Source organism: Leptospira neocaledonica (genome assembly GCF_002812205.1).
GTDB lineage: Bacteria > Spirochaetota > Leptospiria > Leptospirales > Leptospiraceae > Leptospira_B > Leptospira_B neocaledonica.
The window spans coordinates 38,495-52,599 of sequence record NZ_NPEA01000008.1 but is presented as its reverse complement, the minus strand read 5'-3'; the positions used below and the strand labels follow the sequence as shown (position 1 = coordinate 52,599).

Genomic DNA, 14,105 nt, shown 5'->3' with positions numbered 1-14,105 from the left:
TCGGTTACCAACCGGGGCTTTTTTTTTTACCCTGCGGGGAATTATACATGCCGCCGATATGTATCCTGTATGGCGAAAACGATCCTCTCCAAACCAAGTATTTTCGAACCTTATGGTCATTCGGACCTATATGCTTTGGACAATCTCTACTTTTCCACGTTAAGAGAAAGAGAAGTCTGGGACTTTTCCAGGGTAAGAGAATTTTCTGCCTTAAATTTAGGATTCATTTTTGCCAGAGCGGAACTTTTTTGGAAAAAGTTTCACTCGGAACTGGAGATCAAAAACCTAAACCCAAGTTTTAAAAAAGGGATTTGTTTAAGTGCAGGCTGGGAAGATGCTCCCGGACTTAAGATCGATTCTTTTTTACCAAAAGTGCTCGGTACGGAAGAAGTATTTCAATATTCAAGATTGGAAGATCTTTCCGAAAAAATTCCTTTTAGAGAATTTTTTTCCTCCGAAGGGTTCGTTTTCGAAGGAACTTGGAAAGAGAAAAATTATCTAATTTTATTTTCTAAGATCCATTCTGAAAATAGAAATCTTCCATCTGTGATTAAAAAGATTTCTCAGTTTCATTTCGAGAAAAAATCAGAAGGGAATTTTTTCCTTAGAACAGAAAAGCAGTCGTACTTAAATTTCCTGAAACCGAAAGAGTCCTTAGGTCCTCTATTTTTACAAGAGAAGAAGATCGACCAGGAGCCTTTTTTATTTTTGAGTCTGGAATATTCTGATATTATAAAGTAAATTTGCAATGTTGGAGTTCCAACATTTGCATTTAGAATTAAATTGCCAGGCGCGTGCGTTCCTGCAAGCGTTCTTAGAGTCGAACTTTATTCCAAATGTTTGCTAAACAGAAAGGCTTCGATTGCCTCGTAATCCTCATTTTCAGAAAGTTCTAAAATCTTTTTTAAAAGAAAATTTGCCTGTTTTAAACTGACAGATCCTAAAATTTTACGAATCGGACCTACAAACGGAATGGAGATGGAAAGTTCCCTAAATCCCATACCCAAAAGTAAGATCGTAAAATTTGTGTCGGACGCAATTTCTCCGCAGATACTCAACGGTCTTTCATATTTCCAAGCTGTTTCTACGATCTGGACCAGAGTTCTTAAGAAAGAAATATGAAATGGATTGTATAAGGAAGAAACATTTACGTTATTCCGATCAACTGCCATTAAATATTGTAATAGATCGTTTGTTCCGACGGAGAAAAAATCCACTTCTCTTGCAAGAACATCCATGGAAGATACTGCCGAAGGAGTTTCTACCATCACGCCTAATTTTATCTTCTTATTGAACTTTTCTTTTCTGGTGGTAAGTTCTCTTTTACATTCTTCTAATATTTCTTTTGTTTTTTTGATCTCTCCTAGGTTTGTCACCATAGGGAGTAGAATACTTAAGTTTCCATAAGCGGAAGCTCTTAGTATCGCGATCAATTGTTCCTTGAACCATTCCGGGTTTTGGAGACTGTATCGAATCCCTCTATTTCCTAAAAAAGGATTTTCTTCAAATTCTCCTGTCGAAAATTTATCCGCTCCTATATCGAAAGTTCGAATGTAAACAGGATTAGGATCCATTCCTTCTGCGATCCTTTTGTAGGCTAAGAATTGTTCTTCTCCGGAAACGTTTTTATCCTGGTATTTTAAGAATAACGACTCGGAACGGAAAAGTCCCACTCCGTCCACATCCGCTTTTTTAGCAAGATCGCAGTCTGTATCCGATTCTAAATTACATTTTAGTCGGATCTTGACTCCGTCTTTTGTAACCGCTTTTTTTGGTTTTATTATCTTGGTCTCAAAACTCAAGGGAGAAGAAGCTCCGTAATACTTAACTTCTTCTATCGTAGGGTTCCTCACGATCTGACCGGTGTCCGCATCCAAAAAAACATATTCAAAATCGTTAATATTTCTATAAAATTCCTTTAAACCTACGATTGTGGGGATCCCGTAGTTTCTGGCAAGGATCGCCATATGACCTGTTTTTCCTCCCAAATCGGTGGCTATTCCTCTAATTTTACTCTTGTCCATGAGTATCATTTGAGAAGGGGTCAATTGTCTTGCGACTAGGATCACGTCCTCTGATTGGTCCGCTAAAAAGGAGACTTCTTCTTTTTTATCCAAAAGGTTTTCTAAGATCCGATTGGAAATATCCTGAAAATGATCTGATCTTTCTCGAAAGAATGGATTGTCCAAACGAGTAAACTTATCTGTGAGTTCGTTGATCGTATTTTGAACCGCTAAAAACGCATTTTCATTGTATTCTTTAATGCGATTCCTAAATGAATCTTGCAAACCCGGATCTTCCGTGATCGTGACCTGGGTTTCTAAAATTTCTTTAAGTTCTCTATCTTGTTCTCTTGTTTTGAGACTAGAGATGATAGATTTTAATTCTATTTTGGAAGAATCTAGAGCGCTCGCAAGTTTTTTGAGCTCTTCCTGCTTCTGGCTCTCGTGGATATAGGCGCCGTGAGCAAGATGTCTTCTCTTTGTCCCGACTTTTACGCATTTACCGTAAAACCTTCCGGGAAAAGCGACTATCCCCATATATGTACTTCTTTTTCCGCCGCCATTCATAGAATGAATATCCGCAGGTAGAAATACAGTAGTTTAGTGAATCGACAAGTCTTTTATAAATCTGTGACTTCCCGCCCAAATCAAAGGCGGGAAATCGAGCGGATTAGACCATCGCCGCTTTTCTGTTGAAAAGAGGGATCCGGCGGCTTTTGTATTTGCCCAGTTCATTTCCTGTTACTGAACTCATGACTAACTTAGCCATGGAAACGTCCAGCGCATGTCCCGCCTTGGAAGCCAAGTAATGTCCGATAATAGGTCTTCCTGCGATGGAAAGATCTCCCACCAGGTCCAAAATTTTATGTCGGACACATTCGTTTTCGTAGCGGAGGGATTCATTCAGGTATCCATCCTGAGTAAGAACGATTGCATTGTCCAAGGAGCCTCCCATAGCGAGACCTCTTGCTTGGAGGGCTTCAACGTCTTTTAGAAATCCGAAGGTTCTGGCTGGTAAAATTTCGTTTCTGAGAATGTCGCGGTCCAGATCGATTGTGATATTCTGGCCTTTTAGAAGGGGGTGAGGGAAGTCAATTGTGTACGTCACTTTCCAGGTTTCGCTCGGAAGGATCACAAGATACTTGTCCCCATCTACTACCCACATTGGGTTCTTAACATAAATGGGTTCTATTCTTTCTTCGAATTCGGTATAACCCGTGCTTTCGAATGCTTCTAAGAAAGGAAGGGAAGATCCATCCATGATCGGAACTTCTACGGAGTCGATTTCCAGGACCATATCCGTGATTCCTAAGGAGAATACCGCTGCCATTAGATGCTCTACAGTTTGGACCCTATGGAGTCCATCTCCGAGTGTGGTAGCGTTACTTGTATCTACCACGTTACTTAATTCTACAGGGATGGATGCTTTATCTTCTCCCTTTCTATATTCAAAGACTATGCCTTTTCCAGCAGGAGCAGGGTGCCCGATCAGATTTACTTCTTTGCCGGAATGTAATCCGATCCCCTTAATTCTAACTGTTTCTTTAAGAGTTTTTCTATGTTCAGTGAAATTCATCATTTCCTACCCCGGAAACTTTCGATTCCGGAATCCATTCGCTTTGCACTTGGGCTCTTATCTTATTGGACGTTCTTGGAGATCCAAGTCCAAATTAACCCTTTAGGACTATAGAAGCAATATCCATGCCAGGTGCAGTGCAAAAAGATTGTTTTAGACAGGCAGTAAAGCCCGGTACAGAGATAACTAGACATAATTTGAAAGAAATTTCTGTACTTCTGTCTCTTTTTTACAACAGTTGTTGTTTTAGGGAGACAGAATCAATTACCATGGTAACTCTTCCCCGTTTTGGTGAAAGAATCTTCCGGACCGTTCTGGAGAGAGTTTTTCGACCTGTTGGAATAGTCCTTCGGCTGCATTTCTAGGGGGAATTCCTTGTCTACCTGTCATTTCGGTAGCTACCATTCCCGGATGTAAAATACCTACAGAGATCTTTTTAGAGCTTAAGTCACGAGCTAGGCTAACGGCACCCGCGTTCAAGGCGGCTTTGGACATTCTGTATCCATAATAGGCTCCGGAAGTATTGTCTGCGATAGAGCCCATTCTGCTAGTGATAAATATCAGTTTTGAATTTGGACCAAGTTTAGGAAGAAGAAGCCTGCTGAGTCGGATTGGCCCGATCGCATTTACCAGGATCTGAGTTTCTAATTCCGTAAAGTCCACACTTTCCAAATTATCCGGGATCAGGATCCCTGCATTATTGATAAATATGTCCAGTTTGACCCCGGTTAAAAAACCGGAAAGAGTTTCGAAACTTTGGCTTTGGGTTAGGTCCAGGCCTTCGAAAATTTTTACACCCAATCTACGGAGCGGTTCCGAACTTTTTCTACAAGCAGCGTAAACGGTATAACCTTTTTCAACATAGATATTTGCGAGTTCCAGACCGATGCCTCGGTTTGCGCCAGTGATTAAAATTTGTTTCATTCGGATTAAATTTAAATAAGAAGAAGTCTAGAAAGAAATTTACGAGCCCGGGAATCGATTGACGCCTTGGAAAATATTTTCCAAACTTTCCCGCGTATGCAATTCCAGATCTCTCATAAACCTTCCTTCTCCTTATTGAAACTTAGATTAGGCCCTGGTCAATCGATTAAATCGGAAGCCGGAGCCATGGTGTACATGAGTTCCAAAATGGGTGTAGAAACCAAAATGGGAAGTGGGTTTCTTTCTGCACTTTCCAGAAAAATTTTCGGTGGAGAATCGTTCTTCTTCAATACTTACACAGCTCCCGATACAGGAGGAGAGATCGGACTTGCTCCCGATCTTCCCGGAGATATCATAGATCTGGATCTGAATGGAAAAAGTATTTTTGTTCAATCTGGATCTTATCTAGCATCCGATCCCGGCATCCAAGTTGTTTCTAAATTTGGTGGTCTTCGTTCTTTATTCGGAGGAGAAGGTCTGTTCTTATTAGAAATTTCCGGAACCGGAAAAGTATTCTTAAGTTCTTATGGAGCTATTGTTCCAATCCGAGTAGAAGGAAATTATACTGTAGACACAGGTCATATAGTCGCCTTCGAAAATTCTCTACAATTCAAAGTAGGAAAGGCGGGAGGAAATTGGAAATCCACATTACTAGGTGGCGAAGGTTTAGTCGCAAATTTCTCAGGCAATGGAACTCTATGGATCCAATCTAGAGTGCCTTCCGGATTTATCAGCTGGCTTACTAAACTTCTTCCAGTTTAACAAATATTAGGAATTAAAATGAATATCCAAGTTTTATACAAACCATCTTATTCCGTAGCAAAAGTAAATTTAAGTTCCGGAGAATCCATCAAGGCGGAAGCGGGAGCTCTCATGAGTATGAGTTCTCATATCCAAATGCAAACAAGTAAGGCACAACAAGGAGGACTTTTTAAATCCTTGAAGGCTGCCTTCTTAGGAGGAGAATCTTTCTGGATGAACACATTCTCTGCATCACAAGCGGGCGAAGTTTTACTGGCTCCCACACTTCCTGGTGATATCGAAAAACTGGAATTGAACGGTACAATTTTTATCCAATCCAGTTCCTTTCTCGCTTCAAAACCAGAGATAGATATAGATACTAAGTTCCAAGGCTTAAAAGGTTTTTTCAGCGGTGAGTCTTTGTTCTTCTTAAAACTGAGTGGAAGCGGACCGGTTCTTATCTCCAGTTACGGTGGGATCGAAGTCTTAGATGTAGAAGGCGAATTTATAGTAGATACAGGCCATATCGTAGCATTCGAAGAAGGTCTGCAATACGAGATCACTAAGTTCGGAGGTTGGAAATCTTTCTTCTTGGGCGGAGAAGGTTTAGTCGCCAAATTTAAAGGAAGAGGACGACTCTGGCTCCAATCCAGAAATGTGCCTACACTCGGCGCTTGGTTCAGATCCGAATTACCACCTAGAAAGGAATAATATATGAAATTTGAAATATTAGCAAAACCTGATTTTCCCATCCTAAAGCTCAATTTGAATTCCGGAGAATCCATTCGTGCGGAATCCGGAGCAATGGTTGCCATGTCTCCTCAGGTCAAAATGGAAACCAAGGCCCAAGGGGGAATATTCGCATCCGCAAAAAGAGCGTTATTCAGCGGTGAGTCCTTCTTCCAAAACACATTCACTGTAGAAAATGGAAATGGAGAATTATTTTTGACCTCTGCTACCCAAGGAGACTTGGAACATAGAACTCTCAAAAACGAAGAATTGATCTTAAGCAGAGGTGCCTATGTTGCTGGCGGCACAGAGCTTGTGATCGACAGCAAATGGGGAGGTTTCAAAGGATTTTTTGCGGGAGAAGGTTTATTCTTTCTAAAAGTTTCCGGAACAGGAGACCTTTTCTTTTCTAGCTTTGGAGCAATTCACCAAGTAGATGTGGATGGAATGTACATCGTTGACACAGGCCATATCGTAGCATTCGAACCAAGCTTGGACTATCATATAGATAAAGTAGGCGGATTAAAATCTCTCTTCTTATCTGGAGAAGGATTGGTCGCCAAATTTTCCGGTAAGGGAAAACTTTATCTACAAACTCGTAACCAAAACTCTTTTGCCTCTTGGGCAAATACCTGGAGAAGAGTGCAACGTTCTACGAGTGGAGGGGATTAAGCCCTTCCTGGATAGCCAATCACATCCATAAAGGCGGAAACGGAGAATACCGCCTTTCCTGGTCCTGGTTCTCCGTAACCTGGAGGAACTGGTAGATTATATTTTTCGAATGTAGACTTCCAGACTGTGAGTAATTCACAGAAATATTCCAATGGAGGACCGGCTTGTGTTCCTAAAGTTGTATAAGGTTCCGGGCACCAAGCAGTAAATCTAGGCATGATACCTTTTGACATGAAGAAGTCTAGACCTTCTCCAGTAGATTTAATTGCTTCTGCAACTGTGGCAAATCCCCAAGGTTGAGAAAGTTCTACTCCACCTACAAAGTTTGGGATCACATAAGAAGGCCCAAAAATTTCTGCAGAATCAACGATCCTTCTGATCCAAGTGTCTCTACCGATATAAGCTTCTTTTCCAGGACAAATTTTTCGGAATAGTTCAGGTTCCCAGACTTCGTAGTTCGGATGGTAAACTTGGATTCCTGCGTCTTTAAATTTTTTGCAGTCATCATTCTCCCAGGCTTGGGAAACAATCTTGCCCATCCATCTTCCAGGGAACTTCTGCTCAATTGCTTGCGCGTATTCTAAATAAAAATCTATTTCATTTTTCTTTTTAAGAGAAGTGATTACGGAACCGCCAGTGATGGTGTAAACTTTCGCGATCTCGTCTTCTGCATCTATCCAAGACAGAACTTCTAAAATATCTTCGATATCTTTAACGCCTGTATACGGTCTGCCTGCATTTTTCTGTTGTCTATAGTTATGATTGATATCGCAGTACGCGCATTCTTCGTCTTTACCAAAATATTGGCAGTTGCGGAATACAGTTAGGTAGATGAGATATCCCCATTCGATAACAGGTGCGATCTCACCTGGAATTTTTCCGGACTTGGTTTTGTGTCTGTACCATGCAGGCTTAGGTGGGTATTCTAATTTTCCCAAAAATGTTTCGTTTAAATAAAGACCGGGTCTGCCTTCGTCTTTTTCTCCGGCAGGGATACGTTTTACTTTGTAAGGAGAGTTGGGATTATTACGAGTAGAAACAATAGTAGGCAATAAATTGAAATAACCGCCGGTGATTTTGATCTCTTCAGGCGCTTTTGAATCGGTCCCTTCTTTCATATCCGCAAGTGGGATATGGTCGAAGGAGAAGATGAAATAATCCTTGGTCTTATAATCTTCCCCTACTTGAAAAGATTCCGGAAGAAAATGGATCCCCTGTCTAAGAATATCCTGTTTCAGAATTGCTTCGAATGGGATCTGTTTGTATTTTCTTTCCATTTCCTCCAATAAGGCTATGGAAGATTCGGGGCGAAGGGTGCTCGTGCTCATCTTAGCTCCAGACTGGTTTGTGGGTAAGTTTTGGCATCTAGTTTTTGGCTTTTTCATCCTTGACTGAGAGCTTTCAAACTGTATTTTTTCTGCCAGAATGAGACGATTTTGCAATAGGATCTTAGTATTCTTTCTATTTCTGGGACTCTGCCTTTTTATGGGAGAGGGCACCCATCTTCTTGCCAAAACCAAAAAACAAAAACCTAAAAAAGAGAACGGCACAGAATACGTATTTGGTTGGACCCAAATAGCTTCCGGCTTTAAAGAAATCACCGATATACAATTTCATCCTAGCCTTCCCGGAGAGATGTTAGTCTTAGAGAAGAAGGGAAAAATACTTCTCTGGAATTTTACAAACAAACAATCCAAACTCATTGCTGATTTTACAGGAAGTGTAGAGACCAGATCGGAAGAAGGTTTACTGGGTTTTGCATTTCACCCTAAGTTTTCCGAAAATAAGCTCTTCTATATCAATGCAGTTTCAAAAGAAGCGGGGAAGGACCAGACATTCATTCTAGAATTTCTATGGGACGATTCTAAAATTCTTCGCTGGCAAGATCGTAAAAGGATCTTACTTAGAGTGGATCAGCCTTATTCCAATCATAATGCGGGCCAGTTGGCTTTCGGTCCGGATGGAAAATTATATATTGGTTTTGGGGATGGTGGCGCCGGAGGAGACCCATACAAACATGGGCAAAATACTTCTACTTATCTAGGAACTTTGATCCGAATAACACCTAACTTGGATTCCAATGCTCCTCCTTATAAGATTCCGGAAGACAATCCTTTCAAAAATTCGCCAGGCTTCTTGCCTGAGATCTGGGCCTATGGACTTAGAAATCCTTGGAAGTTTTCCTTTGATACAAAAACAGGAGATCTCTATCTGGCAGATGTAGGGCAGGATGATTGGGAAGAAGTAGATCTGGTTCTAAAAGGCAAAAATTATGGATGGAATATAAAAGAAGGATCCTATTGCTTTTTACCTAAAGAGGCCTGCGAAAAACCGGGATTAACCGATCCAATATTGGAATATGATCATGATCTGGGCCGCTCCATCACGGGTGGATACGTCTACAGAGGGAAAAATCTTTCCAAATACTATGGTTGGTACATTTTTGCCGACTTTGTCTCAGGAAAGATCCTCGGATTCTCTACCGAGGCAGAAGGTAAGAAGAAACTAACCGTATTAGGGGATACTCACTACCTAATTAGCACATTTGGCCAAGATTCCACAGGTGAACTGTATTTTGGTGATTTTAGTTCAGGAAATATCTTCCAAATAGGAAAAAAAAATTGAAATAAATTGAAAATCCCAAATCCATAGATGTTAACCCAATATAGATCGGACTGCCTCCACCGTGGTCCAGATTAATCTCGATCAAAGAAGGATAGGGGTATGAATAAAGTCATTTCCGTTGCATCAGCCGTCCTAGTGGTCGGTCTGTTGACATCCGGAGCTTGTAAAAAGCCTGCGGAGAACGCGGATTCCGCGAACGCAAAACAGAGCCAACCATCGGCAATCGTAGTATTTAGCGTAGGGGAAGCAAAAATCCAACACGCTGATTTAACTGAAGACAAAGCTAGTCTTGGAACAGTCCTGAAAGAAGGGGACAAAATTGAAACCAAGGCAAAAGCAAAAGTTGATATCCAATTCTCCGACGGTTCTGCCATTCGTTTGGCTGAAAAGTCCAGCTTGGAATTCTCCGCTCTCGCTTTGAATACCCAAGGAAACACTGACACTAGACTGTCCTTAGTTTCCGGAAAAGTTTTCGCTAAAGTAAATAAAGCAAGCAAAGACGATCAGTTCTCCGTAGTAACTCCGACCGCAATCGCGGGAGTTAGAGGAACTTCTTTCGTCGTGGATCGTACTAAAAACGACAGATCCGTCGTAAAAGTATTAGAAGGATCCGTTGCAGTATCTCCAAGAGTTCGTGCTCTGGAAGGTGCAAGTGCAGAAGAAATTTCTGCGAATGCAGAATTACAAAAGATCAAAGCTTCCCTGGATAAATCTGAAGTTATCTTAGAAAAAGACGAGTCTTCCATAGTAAAAGCTCCTGATAAAAAATTCGGTGAGAAAGAACTTACTAAGCTAGATGCTACTTTGGAGAAAGATATTCCAAAAGCAGTTACTAAACTGAGCGGCTCTGGAGTTTCTAAAACCGAAGAAGAAGAGATCAGAACTATCGTTACTCTGGACAAAGACACTACCGATAAATTAGTAAAACTGAATATCGATCCTAAATCCGGAAAAGTAGACGAAGCTACTAACGCTGCTAATGAAGCTGAGAGAAAGAAAATCGAAGAAGAATTAGCTAAGCGTCAGGCAGACGAGTTGAAAAGATTCAAGAACGTTCTTGTTTCTGCTCCTAAAAACCTGAAAACCAATAAGGATCTTGTAAACTACTACGAGAAACTGGAAAAAATCGTACTGGCTGATGGAAAAACTACCATCATCGGGGCGATTGTAGACCAGCAAGGTAGTACCATGATCGTCCATACCGAAGACGGTATTAAGAAGATCAATCAGGATGATGTAAAAGAAGTTATCTACGACTTCCAAACTAAGTCCGAAAACTAATCCACAGGCTTAAATAGGTGGAAAAACCCCGGGTTGTCCGAAAGGCAGCTCGGGTTTTTCTATTTATGAGACTTATGATGCGGATGAGTATCTAAATAATGATCCCAGAGTTTTAGGATCATATTTGAAATTTCTTCTAGATCCAAAACTAGAACCTTATCTTTATAATTTACTAGCAGTTTACTTTTACCGAATTTTTGGATCTCTCCCCATTCTACTCGGAAGCCGGGGATCAAACTAATGGAATCAAATAGAACGTCTTTGATCTCCATTTTGGAAACATGACCATCTTGTTTGGAAAGATACGATAGAATAGAATGGAAGATGATCTTTTTCATCTCTCCAGTATCCGGGATTTCCGGAAATTTGTCTTTGAGTCTTTTTAATTTTCGAACCACGGCACTTGCTCGTCCGCGTGATAAGAACTTCTGACCAATGGTCCAGAGAATACTGTTCTGAATCCTAGGGCTTTTCCGAATTCTTTCAGATCTTTGAATACTTCAGGACGAATATACTCGCTCACTGGAAGATGTGTTGGAGTTGGTTGCAGATATTGTCCAAGAGTAACCATTTGTACGCCTACGGATCTGAGGTCTTTTAATGTTTGATGGACTTCTTCTAAGGTTTCTCCGAGTCCTAGTATCAATCCACTTTTAGTTAAAAATCCTTTCCCGGATGCGTGCTCCAGAACATCCAAAGATCGTTCGTATTTTTTAGCAGGGGCTACAGTAGGAAATAATCTCTCTACAGTTTCCAGGTTATGATTGAATATGTCCGGCTTGGAAGAATAGACGATCTCTAGATTTTCTTCCCTCATTTTGAAGTCTGGTACTAAAATTTCAATTTTGCATTCGGGCAGTCTTTCTCGGATCAGCTCTACGGTTTTTTTATAATGAGAAGCTCCTCCATCAGATAAATCGTCTCTGTTTACCGATGTGATGACTACATGCTTAAGACCCAAGGCCTTTGCGGATTCTGCCACCCTTAATGGTTCTTCCGGATCTAATGCCAACGGTTTTCCGAAAGCAACATCACAATAGGAACAACGTCTCGTACAGATATCTCCTGCGAGCATATAGGTGGCAGTTTTTCTGGACCAACAATGATTCAGGTTAGGACAAGAAGCGCTTTCGCATACAGTGTTGAGTTTTCCTCCCTCTACAGAATTACGGACTAAATCGACCGGATTTTCCTTTTCACGGAAAGGAAGCCTTACCTTTAACCAATCCGGTTTTTCGGGAGCGGGTTGGTAAGCATTGGATCTGGGCTTCTTTTTGAGAGGATTCACCCTTAAAGCCTCCGCCCGAGTCTCTAAAGAGTCAAGTGTTTTGGGTAGCCGGAAACAGGCGGGTCCATGATTCTGGAGGGATCGGCCAATGCCAGGAGATAGTTTGAGCGAAAATATCGCAAAAGTGAAAAAAGGGGAAAAACCCCAAAAGGAGATCCGAATCAATCGGTTTCTCTCTGACTGCGGTCTTGGTTCGCGCAGAAAGGTCGAAGAATTGGTTCTTTCCGGAAAAGTAAGAGTCAATGGTTCTATTGAAAAGAACCTGAGCACCAGAATTAAAGTAGGTTTGGACTCTGTTCAGGTAGGAAATAAAAAATTAGAACCGCCTACGGAAGCTATATTCTTGGCATTAAATAAACCGAAAGGTTTTCTTTGCTCTCATAGCGATCGTTTTCATTCTAATACAGTTTTTGAATTACTCCCTAAAAAATACGGTAAACTATTTATCGCAGGAAGATTGGACCTGGATTCAAGGGGACTTCTTCTTTTATCAGACCAAGGAAATTTAGTCCAAGAAATTACACATCCATCCGAAGGTTCCGAAAAGGAATACGAAGTAGTCTTGGAAGATGAATTGGATCCAAAGGAAGTGAAGGATAGATTCACTAAGGGATTTATGGATGAGGGCGAATTTTTAAAAGCAGAGAAGGTTACATCCTTAACAAAAGGAGAAGGATCTTCTAAGTTTAGAGTAATCTTAAAACAGGGAAGAAAACGCCAAATCCGTAGGATGTTTTCGATACTCGGTGCTAGAGTGATCGATCTACAAAGAATACGGATCGGAAAACTTTCTTTAGAAAAATTGAAAATCGGAGAAGGTAAGTTTGTCTTACTGGATCCTAAAGTTTGGAGACCATGAATTTTACCAGTTTAGAATTTTTATTTTTTTTCTGCCTAGTATTTCTGGTGTATTGGAATCTTCCGGATCGATGGAAAAAATATTTTCTAATCTTAAGTTCCGCTTTATTCTACACATTCTCCTCATGGAAGTTTTTATTCCATCTGATCCTTGTGGTAAGTATCAATTGGATATTCCTGCGGTTTTTCTTTGCAAAAAAGTGGTTCTTGCCGGTTTCCATAGGATTTAATGTTCTTAATTTAGCTTTTTTTAAATACTTCTATTTTTTCGCAGACCTGGTCGGTATATTCTTAGGAATTCCTGATTTCCAAAATAAGGTCAGTTTGGATGGGATACTTTCCAAGTCTTTGGACTGGGCGGGATTCGAAGTAGTTCTTCCTTTAACCATCAGTTATTATACATTCCAATTTATCTCTCTTCTGGTGGATAAGAAAAAAGGAATGATCACAGAAGAGATCGGGTTTTGGAAACTGACTTCCTATATTTTCCTTTTCCCAGTGATGATCGCAGGTCCTATATTAAGATTTAACGATGTGGCTACCCAGTTCGATTCTCCTAAAATGGAAAAAGAGGATATGGTGGACGGATTATGGTTAGTTGTAATCGGTCTTTTTAAAAAGTCCGTAGTTTCCGTTTTGATGTCAGGATCTATATTTCAAGTATTTGCAGAGACTTCCGCTTTTTCTGGGGCAGCACTTTTAAGCACTGTGTATTTCTTTGCGATCTATCTGTATTTGGATTTTTCAGGACTAACTGATATTGCAAGAGGGATGGGAAAACTTTTAGGATTTACTCTTCCTCAAAACTTCAAGGCTCCATTCTTCTTTAGTGGTTTTGGGGATTTTTGGAGAAGATGGCATTTAACCTTCTCTTTTTGGATCAGAGACTATTTGTACATTCCTCTAGGCGGATCCAGAAGTGGAACCTTTCGCACTTGTTTTAATTATATGTTAGCCTTTGGATTGGGTGGCCTTTGGCATGGAGCCAATTTGAATTATCTTCTTTGGGGAGTTCTAACTGGATTATATCTCTCAATCGAAAGAGTTTTAAAAGATTTAAATATCAAAATATTACCAGAAATCCCGTATGTAAAACAAACGATCACTTATTTGTTCGTTTTAAATATATATAGTATTTCTTGGATTTTATTTTTTACTCCTGATTTTGGATCTGCAGTGGCTGCAGTACAAAGAATATTCGTATGGTCGAATGGAGTAGCTTTCCCGAATATGGAACCTTGTATTTTTGCACTTTTGGTCGCGATCTTATTCCATTCTACGGAAGAATGGCCTGAAAAATTTAAGGTCGGTCTCAAATGGAAGACTGCATTTCTTCCTATTGTATGGATCTTGGTTTTACTCGCCCTACCTAGCGGAAATGCAGATTTCTTTTACGGACAATTCTGAG

Annotated in this window: 14 protein-coding genes; 8 read left to right on the top strand and 6 right to left on the bottom strand. The window is 40.5% G+C overall.

The window, feature by feature from the left end; genetic code table 11:
• The first annotated feature begins 69 nt into the window (after window positions 1–69).
• Entirely contained in the window at window positions 70–741 is a 672-nt protein-coding gene (locus CH365_RS14795; RefSeq protein ID WP_100769351.1) for an LIC11631 family protein, read from the top strand.
• Between the two features lie 86 nt (window positions 742–827).
• Here CH365_RS14795 and ptsP read toward each other — a convergent pair whose 3' ends face one another.
• The 3 genes from ptsP to CH365_RS14780 all read right to left on the bottom strand — a co-directional run bounded on the left by ptsP (window position 828) and on the right by CH365_RS14780 (window position 4,509).
• On the bottom strand, window positions 828–2,570 hold the full coding sequence (ptsP, locus tag CH365_RS14790) for a phosphoenolpyruvate--protein phosphotransferase (RefSeq protein WP_100769350.1): 1,743 nt from the start codon (window positions 2,568–2,570) through the stop codon (window positions 828–830).
• A gap of 103 nt (window positions 2,571–2,673) precedes the next feature.
• Window positions 2,674–3,579, bottom strand: coding sequence for a UDP-3-O-acyl-N-acetylglucosamine deacetylase (lpxC, locus tag CH365_RS14785; RefSeq protein ID WP_100769349.1), 906 nt, complete (start codon window positions 3,577–3,579; stop codon window positions 2,674–2,676).
• A 264-nt stretch (window positions 3,580–3,843) separates the two neighbouring features.
• Window positions 3,844–4,509, bottom strand: a complete 666-nt coding sequence (locus tag CH365_RS14780; protein WP_208861225.1) for an SDR family oxidoreductase — start codon at window positions 4,507–4,509, stop codon at window positions 3,844–3,846.
• A gap of 90 nt (window positions 4,510–4,599) precedes the next feature.
• Between CH365_RS14780 and CH365_RS14775 the strand changes: the two genes are divergently transcribed.
• From CH365_RS14775 to CH365_RS14765, 3 genes are read left to right on the top strand one after another with little or no spacing between them, the layout of a single operon-like run.
• Window positions 4,600–5,265 (top strand): TIGR00266 family protein, encoded by a 666-nt coding sequence (locus CH365_RS14775; protein ID WP_100769347.1) that lies wholly within the window; start codon window positions 4,600–4,602, stop codon window positions 5,263–5,265.
• Between the two features lie 18 nt (window positions 5,266–5,283).
• Window positions 5,284–5,955, top strand: coding sequence for a TIGR00266 family protein (locus CH365_RS14770; protein WP_100769346.1), 672 nt, complete (start codon window positions 5,284–5,286; stop codon window positions 5,953–5,955).
• 3 nt (window positions 5,956–5,958) lie between these two features.
• Entirely contained in the window at window positions 5,959–6,645 is a 687-nt protein-coding gene (locus tag CH365_RS14765) for a TIGR00266 family protein (RefSeq protein WP_100769345.1), read from the top strand.
• Here CH365_RS14765 and CH365_RS14760 read toward each other — a convergent pair.
• Window positions 6,642–7,973 (bottom strand): radical SAM protein, encoded by a 1,332-nt coding sequence (locus CH365_RS14760; RefSeq protein WP_100769344.1) that lies wholly within the window; start codon window positions 7,971–7,973, stop codon window positions 6,642–6,644. The genes CH365_RS14765 and CH365_RS14760 overlap by 4 nt on opposite strands.
• Window positions 7,974–8,130: 157 nt before the next feature.
• Between CH365_RS14760 and CH365_RS14755 the strand changes: the two genes are divergently transcribed.
• Entirely contained in the window at window positions 8,131–9,270 is a 1,140-nt protein-coding gene (locus CH365_RS14755) for a PQQ-dependent sugar dehydrogenase (RefSeq protein WP_425268561.1), read from the top strand.
• 99 nt (window positions 9,271–9,369) lie between these two features.
• Window positions 9,370–10,551 carry a lipoprotein LipL45 gene (locus CH365_RS14750; RefSeq protein WP_100769342.1) on the top strand — a complete coding sequence of 394 codons (1,182 nt, stop codon included), beginning with the start codon at window positions 9,370–9,372 and terminating at the stop codon, window positions 10,549–10,551.
• Between the two features lie 59 nt (window positions 10,552–10,610).
• On the opposite strand, the gene CH365_RS14745 is transcribed toward CH365_RS14750, so the two are convergent.
• Together CH365_RS14745 and lipA are read right to left on the bottom strand one after the other, a co-directional pair.
• On the bottom strand, window positions 10,611–10,949 hold the full coding sequence (locus tag CH365_RS14745) for a hypothetical protein (protein WP_100769341.1): 339 nt from the start codon (window positions 10,947–10,949) through the stop codon (window positions 10,611–10,613).
• Window positions 10,934–11,839, bottom strand: a complete 906-nt coding sequence (lipA, locus tag CH365_RS14740) for a lipoyl synthase (RefSeq protein WP_100769340.1) — start codon at window positions 11,837–11,839, stop codon at window positions 10,934–10,936. The genes CH365_RS14745 and lipA overlap by 16 nt, the downstream gene beginning before the upstream one ends.
• Before the next feature lie 103 nt (window positions 11,840–11,942).
• On the opposite strand from lipA, the gene CH365_RS14735 reads away from it, so the two are divergent.
• Together CH365_RS14735 and CH365_RS14730 are read left to right on the top strand one after the other, a co-directional pair.
• Window positions 11,943–12,698 carry a pseudouridine synthase gene (locus tag CH365_RS14735; protein ID WP_100769509.1) on the top strand — a complete coding sequence of 252 codons (756 nt, stop codon included), beginning with the start codon at window positions 11,943–11,945 and terminating at the stop codon, window positions 12,696–12,698.
• Complete coding sequence (locus CH365_RS14730) at window positions 12,695–14,104, top strand: MBOAT family O-acyltransferase (protein ID WP_100769339.1); 1,410 nt, start codon at window positions 12,695–12,697, stop codon at window positions 14,102–14,104. The genes CH365_RS14735 and CH365_RS14730 overlap by 4 nt, the downstream gene beginning before the upstream one ends.
• Window position 14,105: the final 1 nt, after the last annotated feature.

Bases quoted from the DNA above. Each gene is read 5' to 3' on its own strand.
- CH365_RS14755 (WP_425268561.1), top strand. From the start codon at position 8,131: ATGGGAGAGGGCACCCATCTTCTTGCCAAAACCAAAAAACAAAAACCT.
- CH365_RS14760 (WP_100769344.1), bottom strand. From the start codon at position 7,973: ATGAGCACGAGCACCCTTCGCCCCGAATCTTCCATAGCCTTATTGGAG.
- CH365_RS14770 (WP_100769346.1), top strand. From the start codon at position 5,284: ATGAATATCCAAGTTTTATACAAACCATCTTATTCCGTAGCAAAAGTA.
- CH365_RS14750 (WP_100769342.1), top strand. From the start codon at position 9,370: ATGAATAAAGTCATTTCCGTTGCATCAGCCGTCCTAGTGGTCGGTCTG.
- ptsP (WP_100769350.1), bottom strand. From the start codon at position 2,570: ATGAATGGCGGCGGAAAAAGAAGTACATATATGGGGATAGTCGCTTTT.
- CH365_RS14775 (WP_100769347.1), top strand. From the start codon at position 4,600: ATGCAATTCCAGATCTCTCATAAACCTTCCTTCTCCTTATTGAAACTT.
- CH365_RS14730 (WP_100769339.1), top strand. From the start codon at position 12,695: ATGAATTTTACCAGTTTAGAATTTTTATTTTTTTTCTGCCTAGTATTT.
- lpxC (WP_100769349.1), bottom strand. From the start codon at position 3,579: ATGAATTTCACTGAACATAGAAAAACTCTTAAAGAAACAGTTAGAATT.
- CH365_RS14795 (WP_100769351.1), top strand. From the start codon at position 70: ATGGCGAAAACGATCCTCTCCAAACCAAGTATTTTCGAACCTTATGGT.
- CH365_RS14765 (WP_100769345.1), top strand. From the start codon at position 5,959: ATGAAATTTGAAATATTAGCAAAACCTGATTTTCCCATCCTAAAGCTC.